This window comes from Massilia sp. KIM (assembly GCF_002007115.1).
Lineage (GTDB): Bacteria > Pseudomonadota > Gammaproteobacteria > Burkholderiales > Burkholderiaceae_D > Telluria.
Window position 1 is genome coordinate 807450 of record NZ_MVAD01000002.1, and the last position, 23063, is coordinate 830512.

At 67.3% G+C, this 23063-nt stretch carries 17 protein-coding genes; 11 read left to right on the plus strand and 6 right to left on the minus strand.

The window, feature by feature from the left end; genetic code table 11:
* Positions 1–659: 659 nt before the first annotated feature.
* From B0920_RS18265 to folD, 4 genes are read right to left on the minus strand one after another with little or no spacing between them, the layout of a single operon-like run.
* Entirely contained in the window at positions 660–1046 is a 387-nt protein-coding gene (locus B0920_RS18265) for a hypothetical protein (protein WP_078034072.1), read from the minus strand.
* Positions 1043–1468, minus strand: coding sequence for a DNA polymerase III subunit chi (locus B0920_RS18270; protein WP_078034073.1), 426 nt, complete (start codon positions 1466–1468; stop codon positions 1043–1045). The genes B0920_RS18265 and B0920_RS18270 overlap by 4 nt, the downstream gene beginning before the upstream one ends.
* A gap of 46 nt (positions 1469–1514) precedes the next feature.
* Positions 1515–3596, minus strand: coding sequence for a M3 family metallopeptidase (locus B0920_RS18275; RefSeq protein ID WP_078034074.1), 2082 nt, complete (start codon positions 3594–3596; stop codon positions 1515–1517).
* 17 nt (positions 3597–3613) lie between these two features.
* Positions 3614–4522: a bifunctional methylenetetrahydrofolate dehydrogenase/methenyltetrahydrofolate cyclohydrolase FolD gene (gene folD / locus B0920_RS18280; protein ID WP_078034075.1), complete on the minus strand. Its 909-nt coding sequence runs from the start codon at positions 4520–4522 to the stop codon at positions 3614–3616.
* Positions 4523–4873: 351 nt separating this feature from the next.
* On the opposite strand from folD, the gene aceE reads away from it, so the two are divergent.
* From aceE to B0920_RS18300, 4 genes are all read left to right on the plus strand, one after another.
* The gene (gene aceE, locus B0920_RS18285; protein ID WP_078034076.1) at positions 4874–7570 is read left to right on the plus strand and encodes a pyruvate dehydrogenase (acetyl-transferring), homodimeric type; all 2697 of its coding nucleotides are present in this window, start codon (positions 4874–4876) and stop codon (positions 7568–7570) included.
* A 146-nt stretch (positions 7571–7716) separates the two neighbouring features.
* A complete protein-coding gene (gene aceF, locus B0920_RS18290; protein WP_078034077.1) occupies positions 7717–9387 on the plus strand; it encodes a dihydrolipoyllysine-residue acetyltransferase in 1671 nt (556 codons plus the stop codon).
* A 12-nt stretch (positions 9388–9399) separates the two neighbouring features.
* Positions 9400–11244 (plus strand): dihydrolipoyl dehydrogenase, encoded by a 1845-nt coding sequence (lpdA, locus tag B0920_RS18295; protein ID WP_078034078.1) that lies wholly within the window; start codon positions 9400–9402, stop codon positions 11242–11244.
* Positions 11245–11684: 440 nt separating this feature from the next.
* The gene (locus tag B0920_RS18300) at positions 11685–12011 is read left to right on the plus strand and encodes a hypothetical protein (protein WP_229455740.1); all 327 of its coding nucleotides are present in this window, start codon (positions 11685–11687) and stop codon (positions 12009–12011) included.
* A 72-nt stretch (positions 12012–12083) separates the two neighbouring features.
* Here the strand turns inward: B0920_RS18300 and B0920_RS18305 are convergent, their stop codons facing one another.
* Positions 12084–12269, minus strand: coding sequence for a hypothetical protein (locus tag B0920_RS18305; protein ID WP_078034079.1), 186 nt, complete (start codon positions 12267–12269; stop codon positions 12084–12086).
* Positions 12270–12392: 123 nt separating this feature from the next.
* Entirely contained in the window at positions 12393–13061 is a 669-nt protein-coding gene (locus B0920_RS18310) for a TetR/AcrR family transcriptional regulator (protein WP_078034080.1), read from the minus strand.
* A gap of 121 nt (positions 13062–13182) precedes the next feature.
* Between B0920_RS18310 and B0920_RS18315 the strand changes: the two genes are divergently transcribed.
* The 7 genes from B0920_RS18315 to B0920_RS18345 all read left to right on the plus strand — a co-directional run bounded on the left by B0920_RS18315 (position 13183) and on the right by B0920_RS18345 (position 22975).
* Positions 13183–14322 carry an HlyD family secretion protein gene (locus B0920_RS18315; protein WP_078034081.1) on the plus strand — a complete coding sequence of 380 codons (1140 nt, stop codon included), beginning with the start codon at positions 13183–13185 and terminating at the stop codon, positions 14320–14322.
* Positions 14323–14331: 9 nt separating this feature from the next.
* Positions 14332–15933 carry a DHA2 family efflux MFS transporter permease subunit gene (locus B0920_RS18320; RefSeq protein WP_078034082.1) on the plus strand — a complete coding sequence of 534 codons (1602 nt, stop codon included), beginning with the start codon at positions 14332–14334 and terminating at the stop codon, positions 15931–15933.
* Between the two features lie 17 nt (positions 15934–15950).
* Positions 15951–17390 carry an efflux transporter outer membrane subunit gene (locus B0920_RS18325; protein ID WP_078034083.1) on the plus strand — a complete coding sequence of 480 codons (1440 nt, stop codon included), beginning with the start codon at positions 15951–15953 and terminating at the stop codon, positions 17388–17390.
* Positions 17391–17555: 165 nt separating this feature from the next.
* Entirely contained in the window at positions 17556–19286 is a 1731-nt protein-coding gene (locus B0920_RS18330) for a hypothetical protein (RefSeq protein ID WP_078034084.1), read from the plus strand.
* Between the two features lie 185 nt (positions 19287–19471).
* Entirely contained in the window at positions 19472–21094 is a 1623-nt protein-coding gene (locus B0920_RS26470; protein ID WP_078034085.1) for a methyl-accepting chemotaxis protein, read from the plus strand.
* 123 nt (positions 21095–21217) lie between these two features.
* The gene (locus B0920_RS18340; RefSeq protein WP_078034086.1) at positions 21218–21916 is read left to right on the plus strand and encodes a hypothetical protein; all 699 of its coding nucleotides are present in this window, start codon (positions 21218–21220) and stop codon (positions 21914–21916) included.
* Between the two features lie 138 nt (positions 21917–22054).
* Positions 22055–22975 carry a BON domain-containing protein gene (locus B0920_RS18345; protein ID WP_143745831.1) on the plus strand — a complete coding sequence of 307 codons (921 nt, stop codon included), beginning with the start codon at positions 22055–22057 and terminating at the stop codon, positions 22973–22975.
* Positions 22976–23063 lie beyond the last annotated feature (88 nt).

The window sequence follows — 23063 nt, forward strand, 5'->3', positions numbered from 1 at the left end:
CGCGGCCATGCTTGCGCTGCCACCACGTCGTACCGGCACCCACCACGTCATTCCCGGACCCACTACGTCATTCCCGGATTTACCACGTCATTCCCGCACCCACCACGTCATTCCCGGACCCACTACGTCATTCCCGGATTTACCACGTCATTCCCGCACCCACCACGTCATTCCCGCACCCACCACGTCATTCCCGCACCCACCACGTCATTCCCGCACCCACTACGTCATTCCGCACCCACTACGTCATTCCGCATCCACTACGTCATTCCGCACCCACTCCGTCATTCCGCACCCACTACGTCATTCCCGCGAAGGCGGGAATCCAAGTCCTTCGCGCAGCCGCGGCATCAAAGAAGGTCGCGGGCAGCACGAGGAACTTGGATCCCCGCCTTCGCGGGGATGACGTGTTTGGGCTATGGGGTGACGTGCGGGTACTCCGGGGCGTGATGGCGTTCCGGCGCGCGATGGCGTTCCCGGGCGTACTGGCGTTCCGGGGCGTACTGGCGTTCTGGGGCGTGATGGCTTTTCGGGGCCTACAGGCGTTCCGGGTCTACAGGCGTTCCGGGTCTACAGGCGTTTCGGGATGAAGTGCGGGCGTTCCCGGACGTGCGGGCATTCCCGGAGTCGCGCGCGCAGTGTGAGGGGCCTACAGGGACTTACTTGCCCAGCGCCTGCAAATGCGCGATCTCCTGCGCCACGGCCTGGGTGACCACCTGCCCGATGGCTTGCTGCAGTCCGCCCCGGATTTCGGCCGTGAAGCCCTCCAGCGCGCCGTTCACGGCTTCCTGGATGCCTTCGCGCAGGCGCTGCTCGATCACGAAATCGATCCGCCCCTGCAGTTGCTGCAAGATGCGTTCGGTCACGCGCCTTTCCAGCACGCTCCATTCCTCGCCCGTCCAGCGCTCGACGGCGCGACGTTCCAGCTGCTCGGCTTCCAGGGGAGCTGGCGGCGCGGCGGCCTCCGCCTGGGCCGGCGGCGCCGGCTCGGCCACGATTTCCGTCAGGACGGGAATGCTGGTATCGAATCCGGCTTGTTCGCTCATGACTGGCCTGCCACGAAGTGGGTGAGTGGGTAATCCTGCTTCTTGTAGGCGACGTAGCGCTTGCGCCCTTCGGCGGCGTCGGCTTCGTCGGTGGAGATGATCTCGAACACGCGCGCGAAGCGGTCCACGTTGCCCGGCGTGCGCCGGGTCAGGTTGACCAGCATCTCGTAGTGCGGCAGCGGGGCGTCGTCGTCGGCCGTGATGATCACCGGCGTCTGCGGCGCCAGCGGATCGCCCGCCGGCACGTGCGGAATGAAGTCGGTGTCCGACAGGGTCCACAGCGCGGCGTCCAGCGCCGCGGCCTGTTCCTCGCTCTCGGCCAGCACCACCACCCGGGCGCGCGAGGCGTAGGCCTTGCGCGCCAGGCGGCAGGCGTAACTCAGCTTGTCGGCGATATTGGTGTGAAAGTCGATCCGGGTCATGGCGTGGCGTCGTCGAAACGGGGAGGGCGGACCCTCCCCGGGAACATCAGGCGTGCATGCCGCTGTGGCGCAGCAGCGCGTCGATCTGCGGCTCGCGGCCGCGGAAGGCCTTGAAGGATTCCAGCGCCGGGCGCGAGCCGCCCACCGCCAGGATCTCGCGCTGGAAGCGGCGGCCGGTCTCGACCAGCTGCTCGGCGCCCTGCTCGAGCGCTTCCTCGAAGGCCGCGTAGGCGTCGGCGGACAGCACCTCGGCCCACTTGTAGCTGTAGTAGCCAGCCGCGTAGCCGCCCGCGAAGATGTGGCTGAACGAATGCTGGAAGCGGTTGAAGGACGGCGGGATCACCACCGCGAACTGCTTCCTGATGTCGTCGATCAGCTGCTGCACGGTGCGCTCGCTGTTCGGGTCGAAGTCGTAGTGCAGGTGCATGTCGATCAGCGAGAACTCCACCTGGCGCAGGGTCTGCAGGCCGGACTGGAAGTTCTTGGCCGCCATCATCTTGTCGTACAGGGCGCGCGGCAGCGGCTCGCCGCTCTTCACGTGGGCCGTCATCTGCTGCAGCTTGTCCCACTCCCAGCAGAAGTTCTCCATGAACTGGGAAGGCAGCTCGACCGCGTCCCATTCCACGCCCGAGATGCCGGACACCGACAGCTCCTCGACTTCGGTCAGCATGTGGTGCAGGCCGTGGCCGAACTCGTGGAACAGGGTGATCACCTCGTCGTGGGTGAACAGCGAAGGCTGCAGCTTGCCGTCCACGGTGGCGGGCGGGGTGAAGTTGCAGGTCAGGTAGGCGATCGGGGTCTGCACGATGCCGCCCGTGGTCAGGCGGCGGCCGCGCGCGTCGTCCATCCAGGCGCCCTGCGCCTTGCCGGCGCGGGCATACAGGTCGAGGTAGAACTGGCCCACCAGCTGGCCCGCGCGCTCGATGCGGAAGAAGCGCACGTCCGGATGCCAGACCGGGGCGGTATCGGGCTTGATCTGGACGCTGAACAGGTTCTCGATCACGCCGAACAGGCCCGCCACCACCTTATGCTCGGGGAAGTATTCCTTCACTTCCTGGGCCGAGAAGGCGTAGCGCTTCTCGCGCAGCTTCTCGGAGGCGTAGGTGACGTCCCAGCTCTGCAGCTCGTCGATGCCCAGCTCCGCGCGGGCGAAGGCGCGCAGCTCTTCCAGGTCTTTCTCGGCGAAGGGACGGGCGCGACGCGCCAGGTCTTCCAGGAACTCGACCACGTGCTGCGGGCTCTCGGCCATCTTGGGCACCAGCGAGACTTCGGCGTAGTTGGCGTAGTCGAGCAGCACGGCTTCCTCGTGGCGCAGCCTGAGGAGCTCGAGGATGTTGCCGCTGTTGTCCCATTTCTCGGGCTGGCTGAACACCGTGCCCGTGTCCGAGGCCTTGGTGGCGTTGGCGCGGTAGATGGTCTCGCGCAGGGCGCGGTTGTCGGCGAACTGCAGCACCGGGAAGTAGGAGGGGAAATGCAGGGTGAACTGCCAGCCGGCCTTGCCGTCCTTCTCGGCGGCGGCGCGCGCGGCCTGCTTGACGTCCTCGGGCAGGCCGGCCAGTTCGGCTTCGTCCTCGACCACCAGCTTGTAGTCGTTGGTCGCGTCCAGCACGTTTTCCGAGAAGCGGGTCGACAGGGCCGACTGCTGCTCCTGGATCTCGGCGAAACGGCGCTTTTTATCTTCCGGCAGCTCGGCGCCGCTGAGGCGGAAGGTGCGCAGCGAATTCTCGACCGTGCGCTTGCGCGCCGCGCTCAGGCCCTCGTATTCCGGGCTGGCGCGCAGCGCCTTGTACTTGGCGAACAGGGCCTCGTTCTGGCCCAGCATGGTCCAGAACTCGATGACCTTGGGCTGGTTCTCGTTGTAGACCGCGCGCAGCTCGGGCGTGTCGACCACGTGGTTCAGGTGGTTGACCACGCCCCAGGCGCGGCCCAGGCGCTCGGTGGCTTCTTCGAGGGGCACCACGAAACTGTTCCAGCTGACCGTGTCGCCCGGCGCTTCCAGCTGCGCGACCACGGCGGCCGCGTCCTTGATCAGCTGGTCGATGGCGGGCGTGACGTGTTCGGGCTTGACCTGGTCGAAGCGGGTCAGGCCGGAAAAGTCGAGGAGGGGATTGCTGGTGTCGGTACTCATGGCGCTCCTTGTTCGGTTCAGGCCAGGCCGGCTTTCGGTTCCATGCCCGATGCCTGGCCCGGCGTTGCTTGGCCACTCGCGTGCACGCGCTGCGCGGACTCGAGGGTGTTCATCAACAGCATCGTGATCGTCATCGGACCGACGCCGCCCGGCACCGGGGTGATGTGGGACGCCACCTCGGACACGCCGGCGAAGTCGACGTCGCCGCACAGCTTGCCCGCGTCGTCGCGGTTCATGCCGACGTCGATCACGATCGCGCCCGGCTTGACCATGTCGGCGGTCAGGGTGTTGCGGCGGCCGACGGCGGCCACGACCACGTCGGCCTGGCGGGTATGGTAGCCCAGGTCCGGCGTTGCGCTATGGCAGATGGTGACGGTGGCGTTGGCTTGCAAGAGCAGCAGGGCCATCGGCTTGCCGACCGTGTTCGAGCGGCCGATCACCACCGCGTGCTTGCCGCGCAGGTCGACGCCGGTGGTCTCGATCAGCTTCATGCAGCCGTAGGGGGTGCAGGGGCGGAAGCCCGGCAGGTTGGCGACCAGCTCGCCGGCCGACAGCACCGAATAGCCGTCCACGTCCTTGCTGGTGGCGATCGCCTCGATCACCTTGCTCGGATCGATGTGCTTGGGCAGGGGCATCTGCACCAGGATGCCGTGGATCGCCGGGTCGGCGTTCAGGGCGGCGATACGGTCGAGCAGGGCCTGCTCGCTGAGGTCGGCGTCATACTTCTCCAGCACCGAGTGGAAGCCCACGTCGCCGCAGGCCTTCACCTTGTTTCGCACGTAGACGTGGCTGGCCGGGTCTTCGCCGACCAGGATCACCGCCAGGCCGGGCTGGCGGCCGGCGGCCGTGAGCTGGGCGGCGCGTTCCTTGATGTCGGCGCGCAGTTGTTGGGAAAGGAGGACTCCGTCGATCAGTTGGGCAGGCATGGTAGGGCTCGTCACTGGGCAAAAACAGGATTATAAGGCCCCGCACCCGAATCGCGCGCCGCCGCCGCTCAAGCATCGTCATCCTTCCGGGTGGGTTCTCACCAAGGCGAGAGCCGTTTCCCGCCTGTCAACCCTCATCCCGTTATACGATCCCCTGTGAACCGCGCAGGGAAAAATGTGCGCTTGCAGCATAGCATTTTACATTGTGGAATGACATACCGTAATTTGAAAAAGCCAAAATCCGCTGTTAGAATCGAATGGTTTATGTATAGATATTTGTAATTTCCACCAAACCGCCGCCAGCCTGTCTAGGGAATCCGGGCGGGGCGCCACACTCAAGGAGACGCAGTAATGTCAGCTCAACTCGACCAGTTGACGGCCCAAGCCGCCAACGATCCGGACTCGCTCGAAACCCAGGAGTGGCTCGACGCCCTGGAAGCGGTGATCGAACACGAGGGCACCGAACGCGCCCACTACCTGATGGAGCGCATGGTCGACCTGGCGCGTCGCCGCGGCGCCCACATCCCGTTCTCCAGCAACACCGCCTACGTCAACACCATCCCGGCCCACCTCAACGTGAACTGCCCGGGCAACCTCGAATACGAAGAGCGCCTGCGCTCGTGGATGCGCTGGAACGCGATGGCGATGGTGGTCAAGGCCAACCGCGCCGACGGCGACCTGGGCGGCCACATCTCGTCCTTCGCCTCGCTGGCCAACATGCTGGGCATCGGCTTCAACCACTTCTGGCACGCCCCGACCGAAGAGCACGGCGGCGACCTGCTGTACATCCAGGGCCACTCCTCGCCCGGCATCTACGCCCGCGCCTACCTCGAAGGCCGCATCACCGAAGAGCAGATGCTGAACTTCCGCCGCGAAGTCGACGGCAAGGGCCTGTCGTCCTACCCGCACCCGAAACTGATGCCGGACTTCTGGCAGTTCCCGACCGTGTCGATGGGCCTGGGCCCGCTGATGGCGATCTACCAGGCGCGCTTCCTGAAGTACCTGCACGCGCGCGGCATCGCCAAGACCGACAACCGCAAGGTCTGGGTGTTCTGCGGCGACGGCGAGATGGACGAGCCGGAATCGATGGGCGCGATCGGCATGGCCGCGCGCGAGCAGCTCGACAACCTGGTCATGGTGGTCAACTGCAACCTGCAGCGCCTGGACGGCCCGGTGCGCGGCAACGGCAAGATCATCCAGGAACTCGAAGCGGACTTCCGCGGCGCCGGCTGGAACGTGGTCAAGGTCATCTGGGGCTCGCAGTGGGACGCCCTGCTGGCCAAGGACAAGGACGGCATCCTGCAGCGCGTGATGATGGAAACCGTGGACGGCGAATACCAGAACTACAAGGCCAAGGACGGCGCCTACGTGCGCAAGCACTTCTTCGGCAAGCATCCGAAGCTGCTGGAAATGGTCGCCAACATGAGCGACGACGACATCTGGCGCCTGACCCGCGGCGGCCACGACCCGCACAAGATCTACGCCGCCTTCAAGAACGCGCAGGAGAACAAGGGCACGCCGACCGTCCTGCTGGTGAAGACCGTCAAGGGCTTCGGCATGGGCAAGTCGGGCGAGGCGCGCAACACCGCGCACCAGACCAAGAAGCTGGACGACGCCGCGATCCGCGAGATGCGCGACCGCTTCAACATCCCCATCCCTGACGACAAGCTGGCCGAGATCCCCTTCTTCAAGCCGGCCGACGACGCGCCCGAGATGCAATACCTGCACGAGCGCCGCAAGGCCCTCGGCGGCTACCTGCCGCAGCGCCGCTCCAAGGCCGACGAGCAGCTCACCGTGCCGGCGCTGGAAACCTTCAAGGCCGTGCTCGACCCGACCGCGGAAGGCCGCGAGATCTCGACCACCCAGGCCTATGTGCGCGTGATCACCGCGCTGCTGAAGGACCAGAGCATCGGCCAGCGCATCGTCCCGATCCTGGTCGACGAATCGCGCACCTTCGGCATGGAAGGCCTGTTCCGCCAGATCGGCATCTTCAGCCAGCAGGGCCAGCTGTACGAACCGGTCGACAAGGACCAGGTGATGTACTACCGCGAAGACAAGGCGGGCCAGATTCTGCAGGAAGGCATCAACGAAGCGGGCGGCATGAGCTCGTGGATCGCGGCGGCGACTTCGTACTCGTCGAACAACCGCACCATGATCCCGTTCTACACCTTCTACTCGATGTTCGGCATGCAGCGTGTGGGCGACCTGGTCTGGCTGGCCGGCGACATCCGCGCGCGCGGCTTCCTGATGGGCGGCACCGCCGGCCGCACCACGCTGAACGGCGAAGGCCTGCAGCACGAGGACGGCCACAGCCACATCATCGCGGCCACCGTGCCGAACTGCCTGCCCTACGACCCGACCTTCGCGCACGAAGTGGCGGTGATCATCCAGGACGGCCTGCGCCGCATGGTGCAGGAGCAGGAGGATGTGTTCTACTACATCACCATCATGAACGAGAACTACTCCCACCCGGGCCTGAAGGCCGGCCAGGAGGAGGGCATCCTGAAGGGCATGTACCTGCTGCAGGAAGGCAGCAAGGAAGCGGCCAACCGCGTCCAGCTGATCGGTTCCGGCACCATCCTGCGCGAGTCGATCTTCGCCGCCGAGCTGCTGCAGAACGACTGGGGCGTGGCCGCCGACATCTGGTCGGCCCCGTCGCTGACCCTGGTGGCGCGCGACGGCCAGGACGCCGAGCGCTGGAACATGGTCAACCCGGACCAGGAGCAGCGCGTGCCTTACGTGACCCAGCTGCTGCAGAACACCCAGGGCCCGATCGTCGCGACCACCGACTACATGCGCCTGTTCGCCGAGCAGATCCGCGCCTACATGCCGAAGGACCGCACCTATAAAGTGCTGGGCACCGACGGCTTCGGCCGCTCGGATTCGCGCGTCAAGCTGCGCGAGTTCTTCGAGGTGAACCGCTACTACATCACCGTGGCGTCGCTGCGCGCGCTGGCTGACGAAGGCAAGATCGACAAGGCCGTTGTGGGCCAGGCGATCGCCAAGTACGGCATCGATCCGAACAAGCCGAATCCCGTGACCCAGTAAATGCTCCGTCGCCCCCGCGCAGGCGGGGGCCCAGGTTCCCCGGCGCGGCCTGAACACCCTTCATGGCCGTCCGAGCGAACTTGGGTCCCCGCCTTCGCGGGGACGACGTGTGGCGAACTCGAATAAAAAAATTTGGAGCTAACACTATGAGCATTGTGGAAGTCAAAGTCCCCGACATCGGCGACTTCAAGGAAGTGGAAGTGATCGAGCTGATGGTCAAGCCGGGCGACACCATCAAGGTCGACCAGTCGCTGATCACGGTCGAATCGGACAAGGCCAGCATGGAGATCCCGTCCAGCCATGCGGGCGTGGTCAAGGAAATCAAGGTCAAGGTCGGTGACAAGGTCGCCGAAGGCGCGCTGGTGCTGCTGCTCGAGGAAGCCGCCGGCGCCGCTGCGCCCGCGCCTGCCGCCGCAGCGCCGGCTCCGGCCGCGGCCGCACCGGCCCCCGCCGCAGCGGCCCCTGCGCCCGCAGCCGCTCCCGCAGCCTCGGGCGGCATCGTCGAAGTCACCGTGCCGGACATCGGCGACTTCGCGGAAGTCGAAGTCATCGAACTGATGGTCAAGCCGGGCGACACGATCAAGGTCGACCAGTCGCTGATCACCGTCGAATCGGACAAGGCCAGCATGGAGATCCCGTCCAGCCATGCGGGCGTGGTCAAGGAACTGAAGGTCAAGGTGGGCGACAAGGTCGCCAAGGGTTCGCTGGTGCTGCTGGTGGAAGCCAGCGGCGGCGCACCGGCAGCCGCTCCGGCGGCCGCCGCTCCTGCGCCGGCAGCAGCCGCGCCGGCTGCCGCACCTGCCGCTGCGCCTGCCGCGGCCGCTACTGTTGCTGCTGCTGCTCCGGCGCCGGCCGCCGCCCCGGCGCAAGGCGTCACCGGCTCCAAGGCCCACGCTTCGCCCTCGATCCGCAAGTTCGCCCGTGAACTGGGCGTGGACCTGTCCAAGGTCCCGGGCTCGGGCCCGAAAGGCCGCATCACCCAGCAGGACGTGCAGAACTTCGTCAAGGGCGTGATGGCCAATGCCGGCAAGCCGGCAGCCCCGGCAGCCGCCGGCGGCGGCGCGGGCGGCGGCATGAGCGTGCTGCCATGGCCGTCGCTGGACTTCTCGAAGTTCGGCCCGACCGAAATCGTAGCCCTGCCGCGCATCAAGAAGATCTCCGGCCCGAACCTGCACCGCAACTGGGTCATGATCCCGCACGTCACGCATTTCGAGGACGCCGACGTGACCGACCTGGAACAGTTCCGCGTCGATTCGAACGCCGCGCTGGCCAAGCAGAAGTCGACCGTCAAGCTGACCATGCTGGCCTTCGTCATCAAGGCGAGCGTCGCCGCGCTGAAGAAGTTCCCGCAATTTAACTCGTCGCTGTCGGAAGACGGCGGCAGCCTGATCGTCAAGCAGTACTACAACATCGGCTTCGCCGCCGACACCCCGAACGGCCTGGTGGTTCCGGTCGTGAAGGATGCCGACAAGAAGACGATCTCGCAGATCGCCACCGAGATGACCGAACTGTCGGCCCAGGCGCGCGAGGGCAAGCTCTCGCCGGCGTCGATGCAGGGCGCAACCTTCACCATCTCCTCGCTGGGCGGGATCGGCGGCACCGCTTTCACCCCGATCATCAACGCACCGGAAGTGGCCATCCTGGGCCTGTCCAAGTCGGCGATGAAGCCGGTGTGGGACGGTTCGGCATTCCAGCCGCGCCTGGTGCTGCCGCTGTCGCTGTCCTACGACCACCGCGTGATCGACGGCGCCGGCGCGGCCCGCTTCGCGGCCTACCTGGCCGACGTGCTGGCCGACCTGCGCAAGACCCTTCTGTAAGGAGCGCCGAGTATGAGCACTGTTGAAGTGAAGGTTCCCAACATCGGCGACTTCAAGGACGTCGAAGTCATCGAGGTGATGGTCAAGGCGGGCGACACGATCAAGGTCGACCAGTCCCTGATCACCGTCGAATCGGACAAGGCCAGCATGGAGATCCCGTCGACCCATGCCGGCGTGGTCAAGGAAGTCAAGGTCAAGGTCGGCGACAAGGTTAACGAAGGTTCGCTGCTGCTGGACCTGGACGAAGCCGGCGCTGGTCCAGCGCCTGCCGCACCGGCGGCCGAGTCCAAGCCGGCCGCGCAGATCGGCGCCCAGGCCGTGGCCCCGACCGCGGCAACTGCGCCGACCGATTCCTACGCCCCGGCCCATCCGGCGCCGGCTGCCGCCCCGTCCGCCGTCCCGGCGCCTGGCGCGGCCAGCTACAGCGGCCAGGTCGACATCGAGTGCGAGATGATGGTGCTGGGCGCGGGCCCGGGCGGCTACTCGGCCGCCTTCCGCGCCGCCGACCTCGGCATGAACACGGTCCTGGTCGAGAAGTACGCGACCCTGGGCGGCGTCTGCCTGAACGTGGGCTGCATCCCGTCCAAGGCGCTGCTGCACGTGGCCCACATCATGGACGAGACGGCGCACATGGCCGACCTCGGCGTCAGCTTCGCCAAGCCGCAGGTCGACATCGACAAGCTGCGCGCCTACAAGGATGGCGTGATCAAGAAGATGACCGGCGGCCTGAATTTCATGGCCAAGGCGCGCAAGGTGAACGTGGTGCAGGGCGTGGGCCAGTTCCTGAGCCCCAACCACATCGAAGTCACCGGCCCGGACGGCGCCAAGAAGGTCGTCAAGTTCGCCAAGGCCATCATCGCCGCCGGTTCCTCGGTGGTGAAGCTGCCCTTCGTGCCGGAAGACCCGCGCATCGTCGACTCGACCGGCGCGCTGGAGCTACGCCAGGTGCCCAAGCGCATGCTGGTCATCGGCGGCGGCATCATCGGCTTGGAAATGGCGACCGTGTACTCGACCCTGGGTGCGCGCATCGACGTGGTCGAGATGATGGACGGCCTGATGCAGGGCGCGGACCGCGAGGCCGTCAAGGTCTGGCAGAAGTACAACGCGCACCGCTTCGACAACATCATGTTGAAGACCAAGACGGTGGGCGTGGAAGCGCTGCCTGAAGGGATCAAGGTCAGCTTCGAGTCGGCCGAAGCCGGCGTCGCCGCGCCCGAGGCCCAGCTCTACGACCTGGTGCTGGTGGCCGTGGGCCGCAGCCCGAACGGCAAGAAGATCGCCGCCGACAAGGCCGGCGTGGCGGTGACCGACCGTGGCTTCATCCCGGTCGACAGCCAGATGCGCACCAACGTGCCGCACATCTTCGCCATCGGCGACCTGGTGGGCCAGCCGATGCTGGCGCACAAGGCGGTGCACGAGGCCCACGTGGCGGCCGAAGCCGCGCACGGCGAGAAGGCCCACTTCGACGCCAAGGTGATTCCCTCGGTGGCCTATACCGATCCGGAAGTGGCGTGGGTCGGCCTCACCGAGGACGAGGCCAAGCAGAAGGGCATCAAGGTCGAGAAGGGCCACTTCCCGTGGAACGCCAGCGGCCGCGCCGTGGCCAACGGCCGCGACGAGGGCTTCACCAAGCTGCTGTTCGACGCGGAAACCCACCGCATCGTCGGCGGCACCATCGTGGGCACCAATGCCGGCGACATGATCGGCGAGATCGCCCTGGCGATCGAGATGGGGGCGGATGGGATCGATATCGGCAAGACCATCCACCCGCACCCGACCCTGGGTGAGTCGATCGGGATGGCGGCGGAGGCCTACGAAGGCGTCTGCACCGACCTGCCGCCGCCGCGCAAGCGTTGATGGCTTAGCGGATTGGAACGGAACGGGACCCTGTCGGGTCCCGTTTTTTTTGTTGGTGGCTGCGCGTCGAACTTGGATCCCGGCCTCCGCCGGGAGTCATTTCCGGCAGTGCCGGAAATGACGTTCCGCTGTACGTGGCCGGAAGAGTGACGTTTGCTGTATGCGCGGGGGCTAAATCGTACGTCGGTCAGCAGCAGGAATCTCAAACCCTGAACAACTGCGCACCTCATCAACGTCATCCCGGCGCAGGCCGGGATCCAAGTTTGCCAGCAGGCCCGCTACCCCAACCCCAACCACCCACCACAATATTTTTCGACCGGAAACACCTCGAAAAATATAGTCCGTAAAACACCCGTGCGCGCCTTGCCCAGGTCCCGACCTTGCTATCATGGCAGCGTGCGGCGTCCCGCCGCAGCCGTTTTTCTTGTCAGGAGGCTGGCATGTTGATGAACGAGCATGGCAACGAGTACATCGGCACCGTATTCGTCTTGCCCGAATCCCGCAGTTTCGAGCTGAAGACCACGTGGCATGGCGCGCCGCACACGGTAACCGGCACCATTTCCCAGCAATTGGCAGCCCGTTTCGACGACCACGCGCCGGATGCGCTCGACCCGCGCCGCCTGGCCCTGCGCCCGCGCCGCGTCGAGGTGATGACCCGCGAAATCCACGAGCGCCATCGCGCGCCGCGCAAGGTCTACTGCCTGACCCGCGTGTTCGACACCGAAGACCTGGGCACGCCGGAATCCATCCCCGCAGCCGCGATCTGAACCAGGGCAGGGGAGCCCAAAAAAAACGCCGCCCGGCTTGCACCGGACGGCGTGGTTGGTCGGGTATTGCTCTCAGCCGAAGCTGACGAAGCGTTGGGGAATGTCGATCGTACCAGCCTGCGCCGCGGCGGCGTAGGCGCGCATTTCGGCGACGACAGCTTCGAGCTGTTCGTTGCCCGGATTTTCCAGGAAACCTTTCATTCGTTCCTGCAGCGCGGCCTGCTGGTCGCGCCATTCGTAACGGGAAGACTTGCTCATGCTTCCTCCTCGCGGCGAACCGCTGTTTTTTTAATAATGTCCATGACATCCTCCTGTAAAGGCCTTCAGGTTGCCATAAACGGCAGAGGTGAATCGGTGCGATGACGCACAGAGTCCTCCGTCTCAAGCCTGCTTCAGGATGGCGCGGTAGAACAGCTCCATGCGCGCGGCCAGCAGGCGACGCGCCTCCTCGCCACCCGGCTGGCTTTCGGGGAACAAATAGCGGGACACCGGGTCGCCGTGGATGGTGGCGATCAGGTGGCCCGGCAACTGGTCCAGCGCCAGGTCGTCCTTGAGCTGAGCGCGGATATCGGGCCGCTCGAAATAGCGCGCCAGCATCGCGCGCGTCAGGCGCGGCCCCGCTTCATAAAAGGCCTCGGCCAGTTCCGGGTTGCTGCCCGACTCGGCCATCACCACGCGCATCATCGAGATCGAATCCGGCGAGCTCAGCATCGTGTCGAAGGCGCGCGCGAAGCCGTCGAGCACCTCGCGCAGAGGACGGGTGTCGGCTTCCAGGCTGCCGTCGGGGAAGAAGCGCTCGCGGCGCAGGGCGATCGCGGCCTTGAGCAGGCCGGCCTTGCCGCCGAACTTCACGTAGATGGTACGCACCGCCACCCGCGCCTCGCGGGCGATCATCTCCAGGCTCACCTTGGTATAGCCCTGCTTGATGAACAGGCAAGCTGCGACCTGGACCAGCTCATGGGTGCGCGCCTCGACTTCGGAGGCCTTGGGCCGCCCGGACGATTTGCCGGCGACGGGAGGAGGGACGGGGGTGGGACATGCTGTGCTCATAAAAGGACTTTAACGCGAACAAAAATGAAATGCAACCGTTTCATTTCTTGACTTTGCCGAAAAGCAGGAGAATAATGCAACGCATCCATTTCATTATTTGCCCTTTCCTCTGGAGTTCTTCATGGCAGAAGCGTTCAACCCGGCCGAGCACAAGCCCGGCGCAGCCCCGACCCAGGCCGCCGCCCCCGCCAAGGCGCCGCCCAACAAGCGTGTCCTGACGGTGGTCGCGCTGATCGCCCTGGTGGCGCTCGGCGCGGGCGGCCGCATGTGGTACCGCAGCCAGCATTACGTGGAAACCGAGAACGCCTACGTCACCGGCCGCGTGCACCCGGTGTCCTCGCGCGTGGCGGGCGTGGTCACGCGGGTGCTGGTGGACGACAACCAGGTCGTCAAGGCGGGCGAGGTGATCGCCGAGCTGGACCCGGCCGACCACGCGGTGCGGGTCGAGCAGATCGAGGCCCAGATCGCCAGCGTGCAGCAGCAGATCGCGCAGTCCGACGCCCAGCTGGCCCAGGTGCGCGCCCAGGCCGGCGCGGCCGGCGCCCAGGTGCGGCAGGCCGAAGCCCAGCTGGTGCGCGCGCGCCAGGACGCCGAGCGTTTCGGCCAGCTGTACAACGAGACCATGAAGGCGGTGTCGAAGGCCGAGGTGGACGCCTCGGCCGCGGCGCGCGCCGGTGCCGCGGCCGACGTGGCCGCGCGCCGCGACAGCGCAGCCGCCGCCCAGGCGCAGGTAGCCGCGGCCGGCGCCGCGCGCGACGTCCTCAAGGCCCAGGTCAAGGTGCTGGAAGCCCAGCTCAAGGACGCGCAACAGCAGCTCGCCTACAACCGCATCGTGGCCCCGGTCGCGGGACGCGTCGGCCGGCGCAGCGTCGAAGTCGGCGCGCGCGTGCAGCCGGGCCAGCAACTGCTGGCGGTGGTCGAGGACAATGTCTGGGTGGTCGCCAACTTCAAGGAAACCCAGCTCGCCGGCCTGGAGCCGGGCCAGCGGGTGCACCTGGAAGTCGACGCGCTGCCGGGCAAGGAACTGGTCGGGCGCGTGCACAGCTTCTCGCCGGCCTCGGGCAACCAGTTCGCGCTGCTGCCGGCCGATAACGCCACCGGCAACTTCACCAAGATCGTCCAGCGCGTGCCGGTCAAGATCACCCTCGATCCGGCCGACATGAAGAAATACGCCGGCCGCCTGGTGCCCGGCATGTCGGTGGTGGCCGAGGTCGAACTGGGCCAGGCCGTCAAGCACACCCAGACCGCCGCGGCGCACTGAGGACCGGCCATGACTTCCCTCGCCAAGCCGGCCGCGCTCGGCGCGCCCGGCGCGCCGCCGCTCGGCGCCAAGGTCGACGCCCGCACCTGGATCGCGGTCGCCGCCGGCATGTTGGGCGCCTTCATGGCGGTGCTCGACATCCAGATCACCAACTCCTCGCTGCGCGACATCCTCGGCACGCTCTCGGCCACGCAGGAAGAGGGCTCGTGGATCTCCACCGCCTACCTGTGCGCCGAGATCGTGGTCATTCCGATGACGGCCCTGTTCACCCGCGCCTTCGGGGCGCGCTGGTACATGGTCGGCACCACGGCCCTGTTCCTGGTGTTCTCGACCCTGTGCGGCGCCGCGTGGAACCTGGAGAGCATGATCGTGTTTCGCATGCTGCAGGGCTTCACCGGCGGCGCCCTGATCCCGATGGCGATGACCCTGGTGATGACGCGCCTGCCCCCCGACAAGCGCGCGGTCGGCATGGCCGTGTTCGGCCTGACCGCGACCCTGGCGCCGGCCATGGGGCCGACGCTGGGCGGCTATTTGTCCGAGCTGTACGGCTGGCCCTCGATCTTCTACATCAACTGGATCCCGGGCGTGCTCCTGATCGCCGGCATGCTGTGGGGCCTGGACCCGGAAAAACCGAAGCTCAAGACCCTGGTGAACGCCGACTGGCTCGGCATCGCGCTGATGGCCATGGGCCTGGCCTGCCTCACCATTTTCCTGGAAGAGGGCAATTCCAAGGACTGGTTCGAGTCCTCCTTCATCGTCACCTTCGCGGCGCTGTCGCTGGTGGGCATCCTGGGCTGGGTGGCGCTGAGCTTTTCGCGCCCCGATCCTTTCGTCGACCTGCGCCTCTACGGCCAGCGTAACTTCCTGGTCGCGACCACGCTGTCGGCGGTGATCGGCATGGGCCTGTACGGCTCGTCCTTCCTGCTGCCGCTCTACCTCGGCCAGATCGCCGGCTACACGCCGATGCAGATCGGCGAAGTGATCGCCTGGGTCGGCTTGCCCCAGCTGTTCGTGATGCCCTTCGCGGCGGCGCTGTCCTCGAAGGTGGACAACCGCATCCTGTGCTCCTTCGGCCTGCTCATGTTCGGCGTCTCCTGCCTGATGAACGCCAGCATGGACGCCACCACCGGCTACGACCAGCTGATGCTGACCCAGGTGGTGCGCGCCATCGGCCAGCCCTTCGTGATGCTGACCCTGTCGAACTTCGCGATGTCGGGCCTGCCGCCGCGCGACATGGCCTCGGCCTCGAGCCTGTTCAACATGACCCGCAACCTGGGCGGCTCGATCGGCATCGCGCTGCTGGCGACCTCGCTCACCAAGCGCGAGCACTTCCATTCGGCGCGCCTGGGCGAGTCGGTCTCGACCTACGCGCTGCCGACCCAGGAGCGTCTCGAGCAGCTCACCCAGGGCATGATCGCGCGCGGCATGGACCCGGCCACCGCCGCCGACCAGGCGCTGGCGGTCATCGACCGCATCGTGCGGCGCGAGTCCTACGTGATGGCCTACAACGACGGCTTCCTGATCATCGGCCTGATCCTGATCGGCTGCATCGCCGCGATCTGGCTGGCCGACAAGGTCAAGTCGCCCGGCGGCGCCTCCGGCGCCCATTGAGAGAAAAGAGTAAAGACATGTTCAAGCGATTCGCACCTACCTTGATCGCCGCCGCCGGCTTCGCCCTGCTGGCCGGCTGCACCACCGTCGGCCCCGACTTCCAGGCGCCGGGCGCGCCGGGCGACACCGCCTTCCGCCATGCCGGCGAAAGCGACAGCGCGCGCCTGCCGGCCAGCTGGTGGACCGTGTTCGGCGACCCCGCCCTCGACAGCCTGGAGGCGCGCGCGCTGCGCGAGAACCCGGGCGTGCGCGCCGCCGCGCAGCGCCTGCTGCAGGCCCAGGCCCAGCTGGGCGTGGTGCGCGCCGGCCAGCTGCCCAACGTCTCGGTCGGCGCCGGCGTGTCGAACGCGCGCACCTCGGCCGAGACCTCGCAGGGCCTGGCCCTGGGCGGGCGCTCGATCGAGGGCAACAACTTCAGCATCGGCGCCTCGCTGTCCTGGGAACTCGACCTGTGGGGCCGCGTGCGCCGCGTGGTCGAGGCGGCCGACGCCCAGGCCCTGGCCGCCCAGGACGACCGTGACGGCGTGATCCTGCTGCTCTCGAGCCAGGTGGCGTCCAGCTACTGGCAGCTGCGCGGACTGGACGCCGAACTGGCGATCCTGCGCGACGCGCTGGAAGCGCGCCGCGAAGCCCAGGAGCTGGTCGAGGCGCGCTTCAAGGGCGGGCTGTCGAACGAGCTGGACGTCTCTCGCGCGCGCATCGAGCGCGCCAACGCCGAGGCCGACCTGCACGAGGTGCAGCGCCAGCGCAACCTGGTCGAACACGCGCTGGCCACCCTGGTGGGCGCCTCGCCCAACGCGCCGCTGCTGGCCGACAGCGCGCAGGCCGCGCTGCCGGCGCCGCCGCGCATCCCGGTCGGCCTGCCGGCCAGCCTGGTGGGCCAGCGCCCCGACCTGGCCGCCAGCGTGGCCCAGCTCAAGGCCGCCAACGCCCAGATAGGCGTGGCCGAGGGCGCCTTCTATCCATCGCTCTCCCTGACCGGCAATTTCGGCTTCGCCTCCGAGCACCTGCGCGACCTGGCCAGTGGCGGCGCGCGCCAGTTCTCGGCGGGGCCGCTGGCGCTGTCGCTGCCGATCTTCGACGCGGGCCGCAACCGCGCCAACCTGGCGCTGTCCAAGGCGCGCTACGAGGAGGCGCTGGCCAACCACGAAACCCGCCTGCTGACGGCGCTGCGCGAAGTGACCGATGCGCTGTCGGACCTGGAGCAGCGCCAGAAGCAGGGCGAAGCGCAGGCCCAGTCGCAGCAGGCCGCCGACCGCGCGCTGCTGGTGGCCCAGGCGCGCTACGAGCGCGGCGTCTCGACCTACCTCGACGTCACCGACGCCCAGCGCAGCGCCCTGGCCGCGAGCCGCGCCGCCGCCCAGATCCGGACCCAGCGCCTGCTGGGGACGGTGGCGCTGGCGCGCGCCATCGGCGGCGGCTGGGAGCAGGGACCGGCGCTGGCGACGGTGCGCTAGGCGCCGGGGTTTCGGCCCCGCGTCGGCACAGCGTCGGCACAGCGTCGGCACAGCGTCGGCGCTGCCCCGGCGCTGCGCCGGCGGCGCATGCATATCCGATCATTTGCCTGCCTGCCGACGCTTGAGGATTACAATGCCCCGGTCGCCAACACAACCCAAGGGACCATGAAGAATCTCCTCGCTCCTCTCGTGCTCGCCGCAGCCATCGGCGCCGCCTTCAACGCCCATGCCCAACAGGCAGCGGCGCCAGCCTCCGCCACCGTGGAACAGCTGCAGGCCATGGGCAAACGCTTCGCACCGGTCGAACTGCGCGCCGACGTCTCCAGGCTGTCGAAGGGCGACCGCGTCGCCATCGCCAAGCTGATCGAGGCCGCCAAGATCGTCGACACCATCCAGCTGCGCCAGCGCTGGGCCGGCAACGAGGCCCTGCACGCCGCGCTGCGCAAGGACACGACGCCGCTGGGCCGCGCGCGCCTGGAGGCCTTCTGGCTGAACAAGGGTCCGTGGTCGACCCTCGACGACAATCGCTCCTTCATGCCGGCGGAGTACGCGGGCATCCGCATCCCCGAGCGCAAGCCGGCGGGCGCCAACTTCTATCCCGAGGGCGCCAGCAAGGAAGCGCTGGAAAGCTGGATGAACGCGCTGCCGGCCCAGGACAGGGAGCAGGCCCAGTGGTTCTTCACCGTCATCCGGACCGACAAGGACGGCAAGTTCCGCACCGTGAAGTATTCGGACGAATACCGCCCCGAGCTCGAGCAACTGGCCAAGCTGCTGCGCGACGCCGCGGCCGCCACCGACAATGCCTCGCTCAAGAAGTTTTTGAACCTGCGCGCCGACGCCTTCCTGTCGAACGATTACCTGGCCTCGGATTTCGCCTGGATGGACCTCGACTCGCCGGTCGACGTCACCATCGGCCCCTACGAGACCTATAACGACGAGCTGTTCGGCTACAAGGCCGCCTTCGAAGCCTATGTCAGCATCCGCGACCCGCAGGAGACCGCCAAGCTGGCCTTCTTCGGCAAGCACCTGCAGGAACTGGAAGACAACCTGCCGGTCGATCCGCAGTACCGCAACCCCAAGGTGGGCGCGATCGCGCCGATGGTGGTGGTGAACGAGGTGTTCGGCGCCGGCGACGGCAACATGGGCGTGCAGACCGCCGCCTACAACCTGCCCAACGACGAGCGCGTGATCCGCGAGCGCGGTTCCAAGCGCGTGATGCTGAAGAACGTACAGCAGGCCAAGTTCCAGTCCACCCTGACCCCGATCAGCAAGCAGGTGCTGCGCGCCCGCGACCAGAAGGACCTCGACTTCGATTCCTTCTTCACCCACATCCTGGCGCACGAGATCATGCACGGCCTCGGTCCGCATCACACCAAGAAGAAGGATGGAAGCAGCTCGACCCCGCGCCAGGACCTGAAGGAGACCTACTCGACCATCGAGGAAGCCAAGGCCGACATCACCGGCCTGTGGGCGCTGGGCTACATGATGGACAAGGGCCTGCTCAAGGATACGCTGGGGCAGGGCGAGGCGGCCGAGCGCAAGCTGTACAACACCTTCCTGGCCTCCGCCTTCCGTACCCTGCACTTCGGCCTGACCTCCTCGCACGCGCGCGGCATGGCGATCCAGATGAACTACCTGCTGGACAAGGGCGCCTTCGTGGCCCATCCGGACGGGACCTTCTCGGTCGATTTCGGCAAGATCAAGGGAGCCGTCGCCGACCTAGACCGCGAGTTCCTGACCATCGAGGCCACCGGCGACTATGCGCGCGCCAAGGCCATGATGGACAAGTATGTCGTGATCCGACCGGAAGTGCGCAAGGCGCTGGACAAGCTCAAGGCGGTGCCGAACGACATCCGTCCGTCCTTCGTCACCGCCAACGCGCTGACCAAGAAATAAGCAGTCGGACGCACGACACGCCCGGCGTATGCCGTATATACAACGCCGGGCCGTATTAACACCTTAAAAAGCCGAGGGCCCCGGAATAAACCCGGTAGCTATGCTATAGTCATTTTCTGTTGCATTCCAGAAACTGACTGACATTTCACGCAACAGTGGGATGCAGTCGCCTAGCGAGCATCCACATGACCAAGAACTTCACCATCGGCGCCCGGCTGGCCATCGGCTTCGGCGCCGTGTTCCTGCTGATGATCCTGCTGACCGCGCTGGCGGTGAGCCGCGTCGGCCGCATCGAGAGCGTCCTCAACCACATCAACGAGGTCAACAACGTCAAGCTGCGCTATGCCATCAATTTCCGCGGCAGCGTGCACGACCGCGCGATCGCCTTGCGCGACGTGGTGCTGGCCGCGGACGCCTCCGGCGCCGCGACCCCGGCCAAGCTGATCAAGACCCTGGACGACAACTATGCGCGCTCGGCCGAGCCGCTCGACGCCCTGTTCGGCCAGCGCAAGGACATTCTGCCCGAGGAGCGCGAGGCGCTGGCGGCGATCAAGGCCCAGGAGCAGCGCACCAAGCCCCTGATCGAGCGCGTGATCGCCCTGCACGCCGGCGGCCAGGTGGCGGAAGCGACCGCCTTGCTGGCCCAGCAGGCCGGGCCCGCCTTCAGCGACTGGCTGGCCGCGATCAACCGCCTGATCGACCTCGAGGAAAAGCTCAACAACGAAGGCGCGACGAACGCGCGCGGCATGGCGACCGGCTTCTTCGCCTGGATGGCCGTGCTGTGCGCCTGCGCGGTGGCGGCCGGCTCGGCCGGCGCCTGGTACATCTCGCGCGGCCTGCTGCGCCAGCTCGGCGGCCAGCCGGACTATGCCGCCTCGATCGTTGCCGCCATCGCGGCCGGCGACCTGAGCGTGCAGATCCGCACCGCGCCGAACGACCATTCCAGCCTGCTGTACGCGATGAAAGGCATGCGCGACAGCCTGGTGCGCATCGTGGCCCAGGTGCGCAACGGCACCATGAGCATCGCCAACGTCTCGACCGAGATCGCCCAGGGCAACCGCGACCTCTCGGGCCGCACCGAGCGCCAGGCCGGCACCCTGGAAGCGACCGCCAGCTCGGTCGAGCAGCTGACCGGCACGGTGCGCCAGAACGCCGACAATGCGCGCCAGGCCAATGCCCTGGCCGAGTCGGCCTCGGAAGTGGCGCTGCGCGGCGGCGCGGTGGTGTCCCAGGTGGTCGAGACCATGGCCTCGATCAATGAGTCCTCGAAGAAGATCGTGGACATCATCGGCGTGATCGACGGCATTGCCTTCCAGACCAATATCCTGGCGCTGAATGCGGCGGTCGAGGCCGCCCGTGCGGGCGAGCAGGGCAGGGGCTTCGCCGTGGTCGCCGCCGAGGTGCGCAACCTGGCCCAGCGTTCCGCCGCGGCGGCCAGGGAGATCAAGGAACTGATCGGCAGCTCGGTCGAACGCGTCGACGCCGGCGCCCGCCTGGTGGACGAAGCCGGCAGCACGATGGAAGACATCGTCACCAGCGTCAAGCGCGTGACCGACATCATGGCCGAGATCACCCACGCCAGCGTGGAACAGAGCGCCGGAATCAGCCAGGTGAACGGTGCGATCGGCCAGATGGACGAGGCAACCCGCCAGAACGCGGCCCTGGTCCAGCAGGCCGGCGCGGCCGCCATGTCGCTGGAGCAAGAAGCGGAGCGCTTGGCCAGCCTGGTCGCCGTGTTCCGCCTTGACGAGGCGTTGGCGCATGCCGCGCCGCCGGGCGCAGCGCGCCCCGCGCTCACCGCGCGCTGATGATGCAAGGGCTGCCTCGGCAGCCCTTGTTGTTTTGGCCAGCCACAAAAATTTTCCTGAAAACAGGGCTCGAACCGTGGATAAAATTGCCGTTAGGCATTTCATCCATCCCGGGAGCATCCCATGTTCAAGCCCCTCCTGCTCACGGCCGCGCTGGCCGCTTATTGCGCCGGCGCCCAGGCCGCCAACCTCACCGCCCAGGAACAGCGCTGGCTGCAGGCCGCCGCGCCGGTGCTGAACTATGCGCGCGCGATCAAGCTTCCGGTCGACATCGTCGTCCAGCCCCAGGCGCGCGCCGGCGATGTGCCGCTCGCCATGGGCTTCGACAAGGGCCAGGGCCGCTGCAAGCTGGTGCTCTCGATGCGCGGCAACCCGGCGGCCGAGGACGTGCTGGCCGGCGTGCCCGAGGCCGAGCGCGACCGCCTGATCGAAGCCATGACGGCGCACGAGCTGGCGCACTGCTGGCGCTACGCCGAAGGGGCCTGGCACGCCTTGCCGGCCGGCTTCGTCGAAGTCGGCGAGGAAACGGCCCAGGATCCGGCCCTGCTGGCGGCCTCGAAAGCCATGCGCGAGACGCGCCGCGAGGAGGGTTTCGCCGACCTGGTGGCGCTGGCCTGGATCCAGCGCAGCCAGCCCCAGGACTACGCCCGCGTGCACGGCTGGCTGAGCCGGGTGCGCGGCCACGTCGCGGTGGCGCGCAGCAGCCACGACACCCGCGTCTGGGTGCGCCTTGCCGGCGACGGCAGCGCCCTGGGCGGCGCGGGCACGCCCTTCGAGGCGGCCGCCGGCCTGTGGCGCGACGGCCTACTGCAGGACGACTGAGCGTTTTCCGTTGCGCAGGCGCATCCGCAAGCGCCAACTTGATCCTTGCGCATGGCAGCGTTCGCTGTCGCACAGATGGTCCCCCGGCTGGGGCGTTTAATGAACGCCATCACAACAACCGAATGGAAGGGGACCACCATGAAAACCCTGATCGCTTCCCTGATCGCGACCGCTGTCGGAGCTAGCTTCGCGATGGCCCCGGCGGCCGCCCAGAGCACGGACGCTTACCGCCAGGCCATGGACAAGGCCGCCGCCCAGCACGAGGCTGCGGAAGACAAGTGCGAAAAACTGACCGGCAACGAGCAGGACGTGTGTGAGGCCCAGGCCGACCTGGTGCGTGCCCGCGCCCATGTGAGCGCGGCCGAGAGCCACAACAAGAACGAACTGCGCCAGGCCCGGCGCAACCTGGTCGACGCCGAGTACGAAGTGGCGGAAGAGAAGTGCGAATCGCTCCAGGGCGACGCCCAGGACAAGTGCGAGAACAGCGCGCGTGACACCCGTCGCGCCGCCCTCGCCAAGCTCGACGGTGACCGCAAGGCCGACACCGCGGTCGGCGCCAGCGCCGCCGGCAGCCAGGCGGCCGCCGGCGACCGCGAGATGTCGAAGGAAGCCGCGCTCGCCAAGTGCGAGAAGCTGACCGGCGACCGCAAGACCGCCTGCGTCATGGACGAGAACGGCCGGATGACGGCCGGCGCCACCGGCGCTGCTGCCGCCACCGTCGGCGAGCGCACCCGCGAAGCCGTGGCCAAGGTGAAGGAAAAGACCTCGAACATGGTCGAACGCACCAAGGACAGCGCCGCCGGCGCCGAGAACGCGACCGAGCGCACCGGCGAGCGCGTCGCCAAGGCCGGCTCGGACGCCGCCCTGACCGGCAAGGTCAAGGCCAGCCTGGTGGCCGACAAGGACCTGAGCGCCATGGACATCAATGTCGACACCGAGAAGGGCGTGGTGATGCTGAACGGCTTCGTTCCGTCCAAGGCCGAGGCTGCCAAGGCCGAGAAGGTTGCCAAGGGTGTCGAGGGCGTGACCAGCGTGAAGAACAACCTGAAGGTCAAGTAATCGCCCTCGGGCTGCATGGTGGGCGGCGCCTGCTCCGTTGCGGGCGCCGCCAGCGGGTGTGGAGCGCTCGCCACACCGGATGATTAGT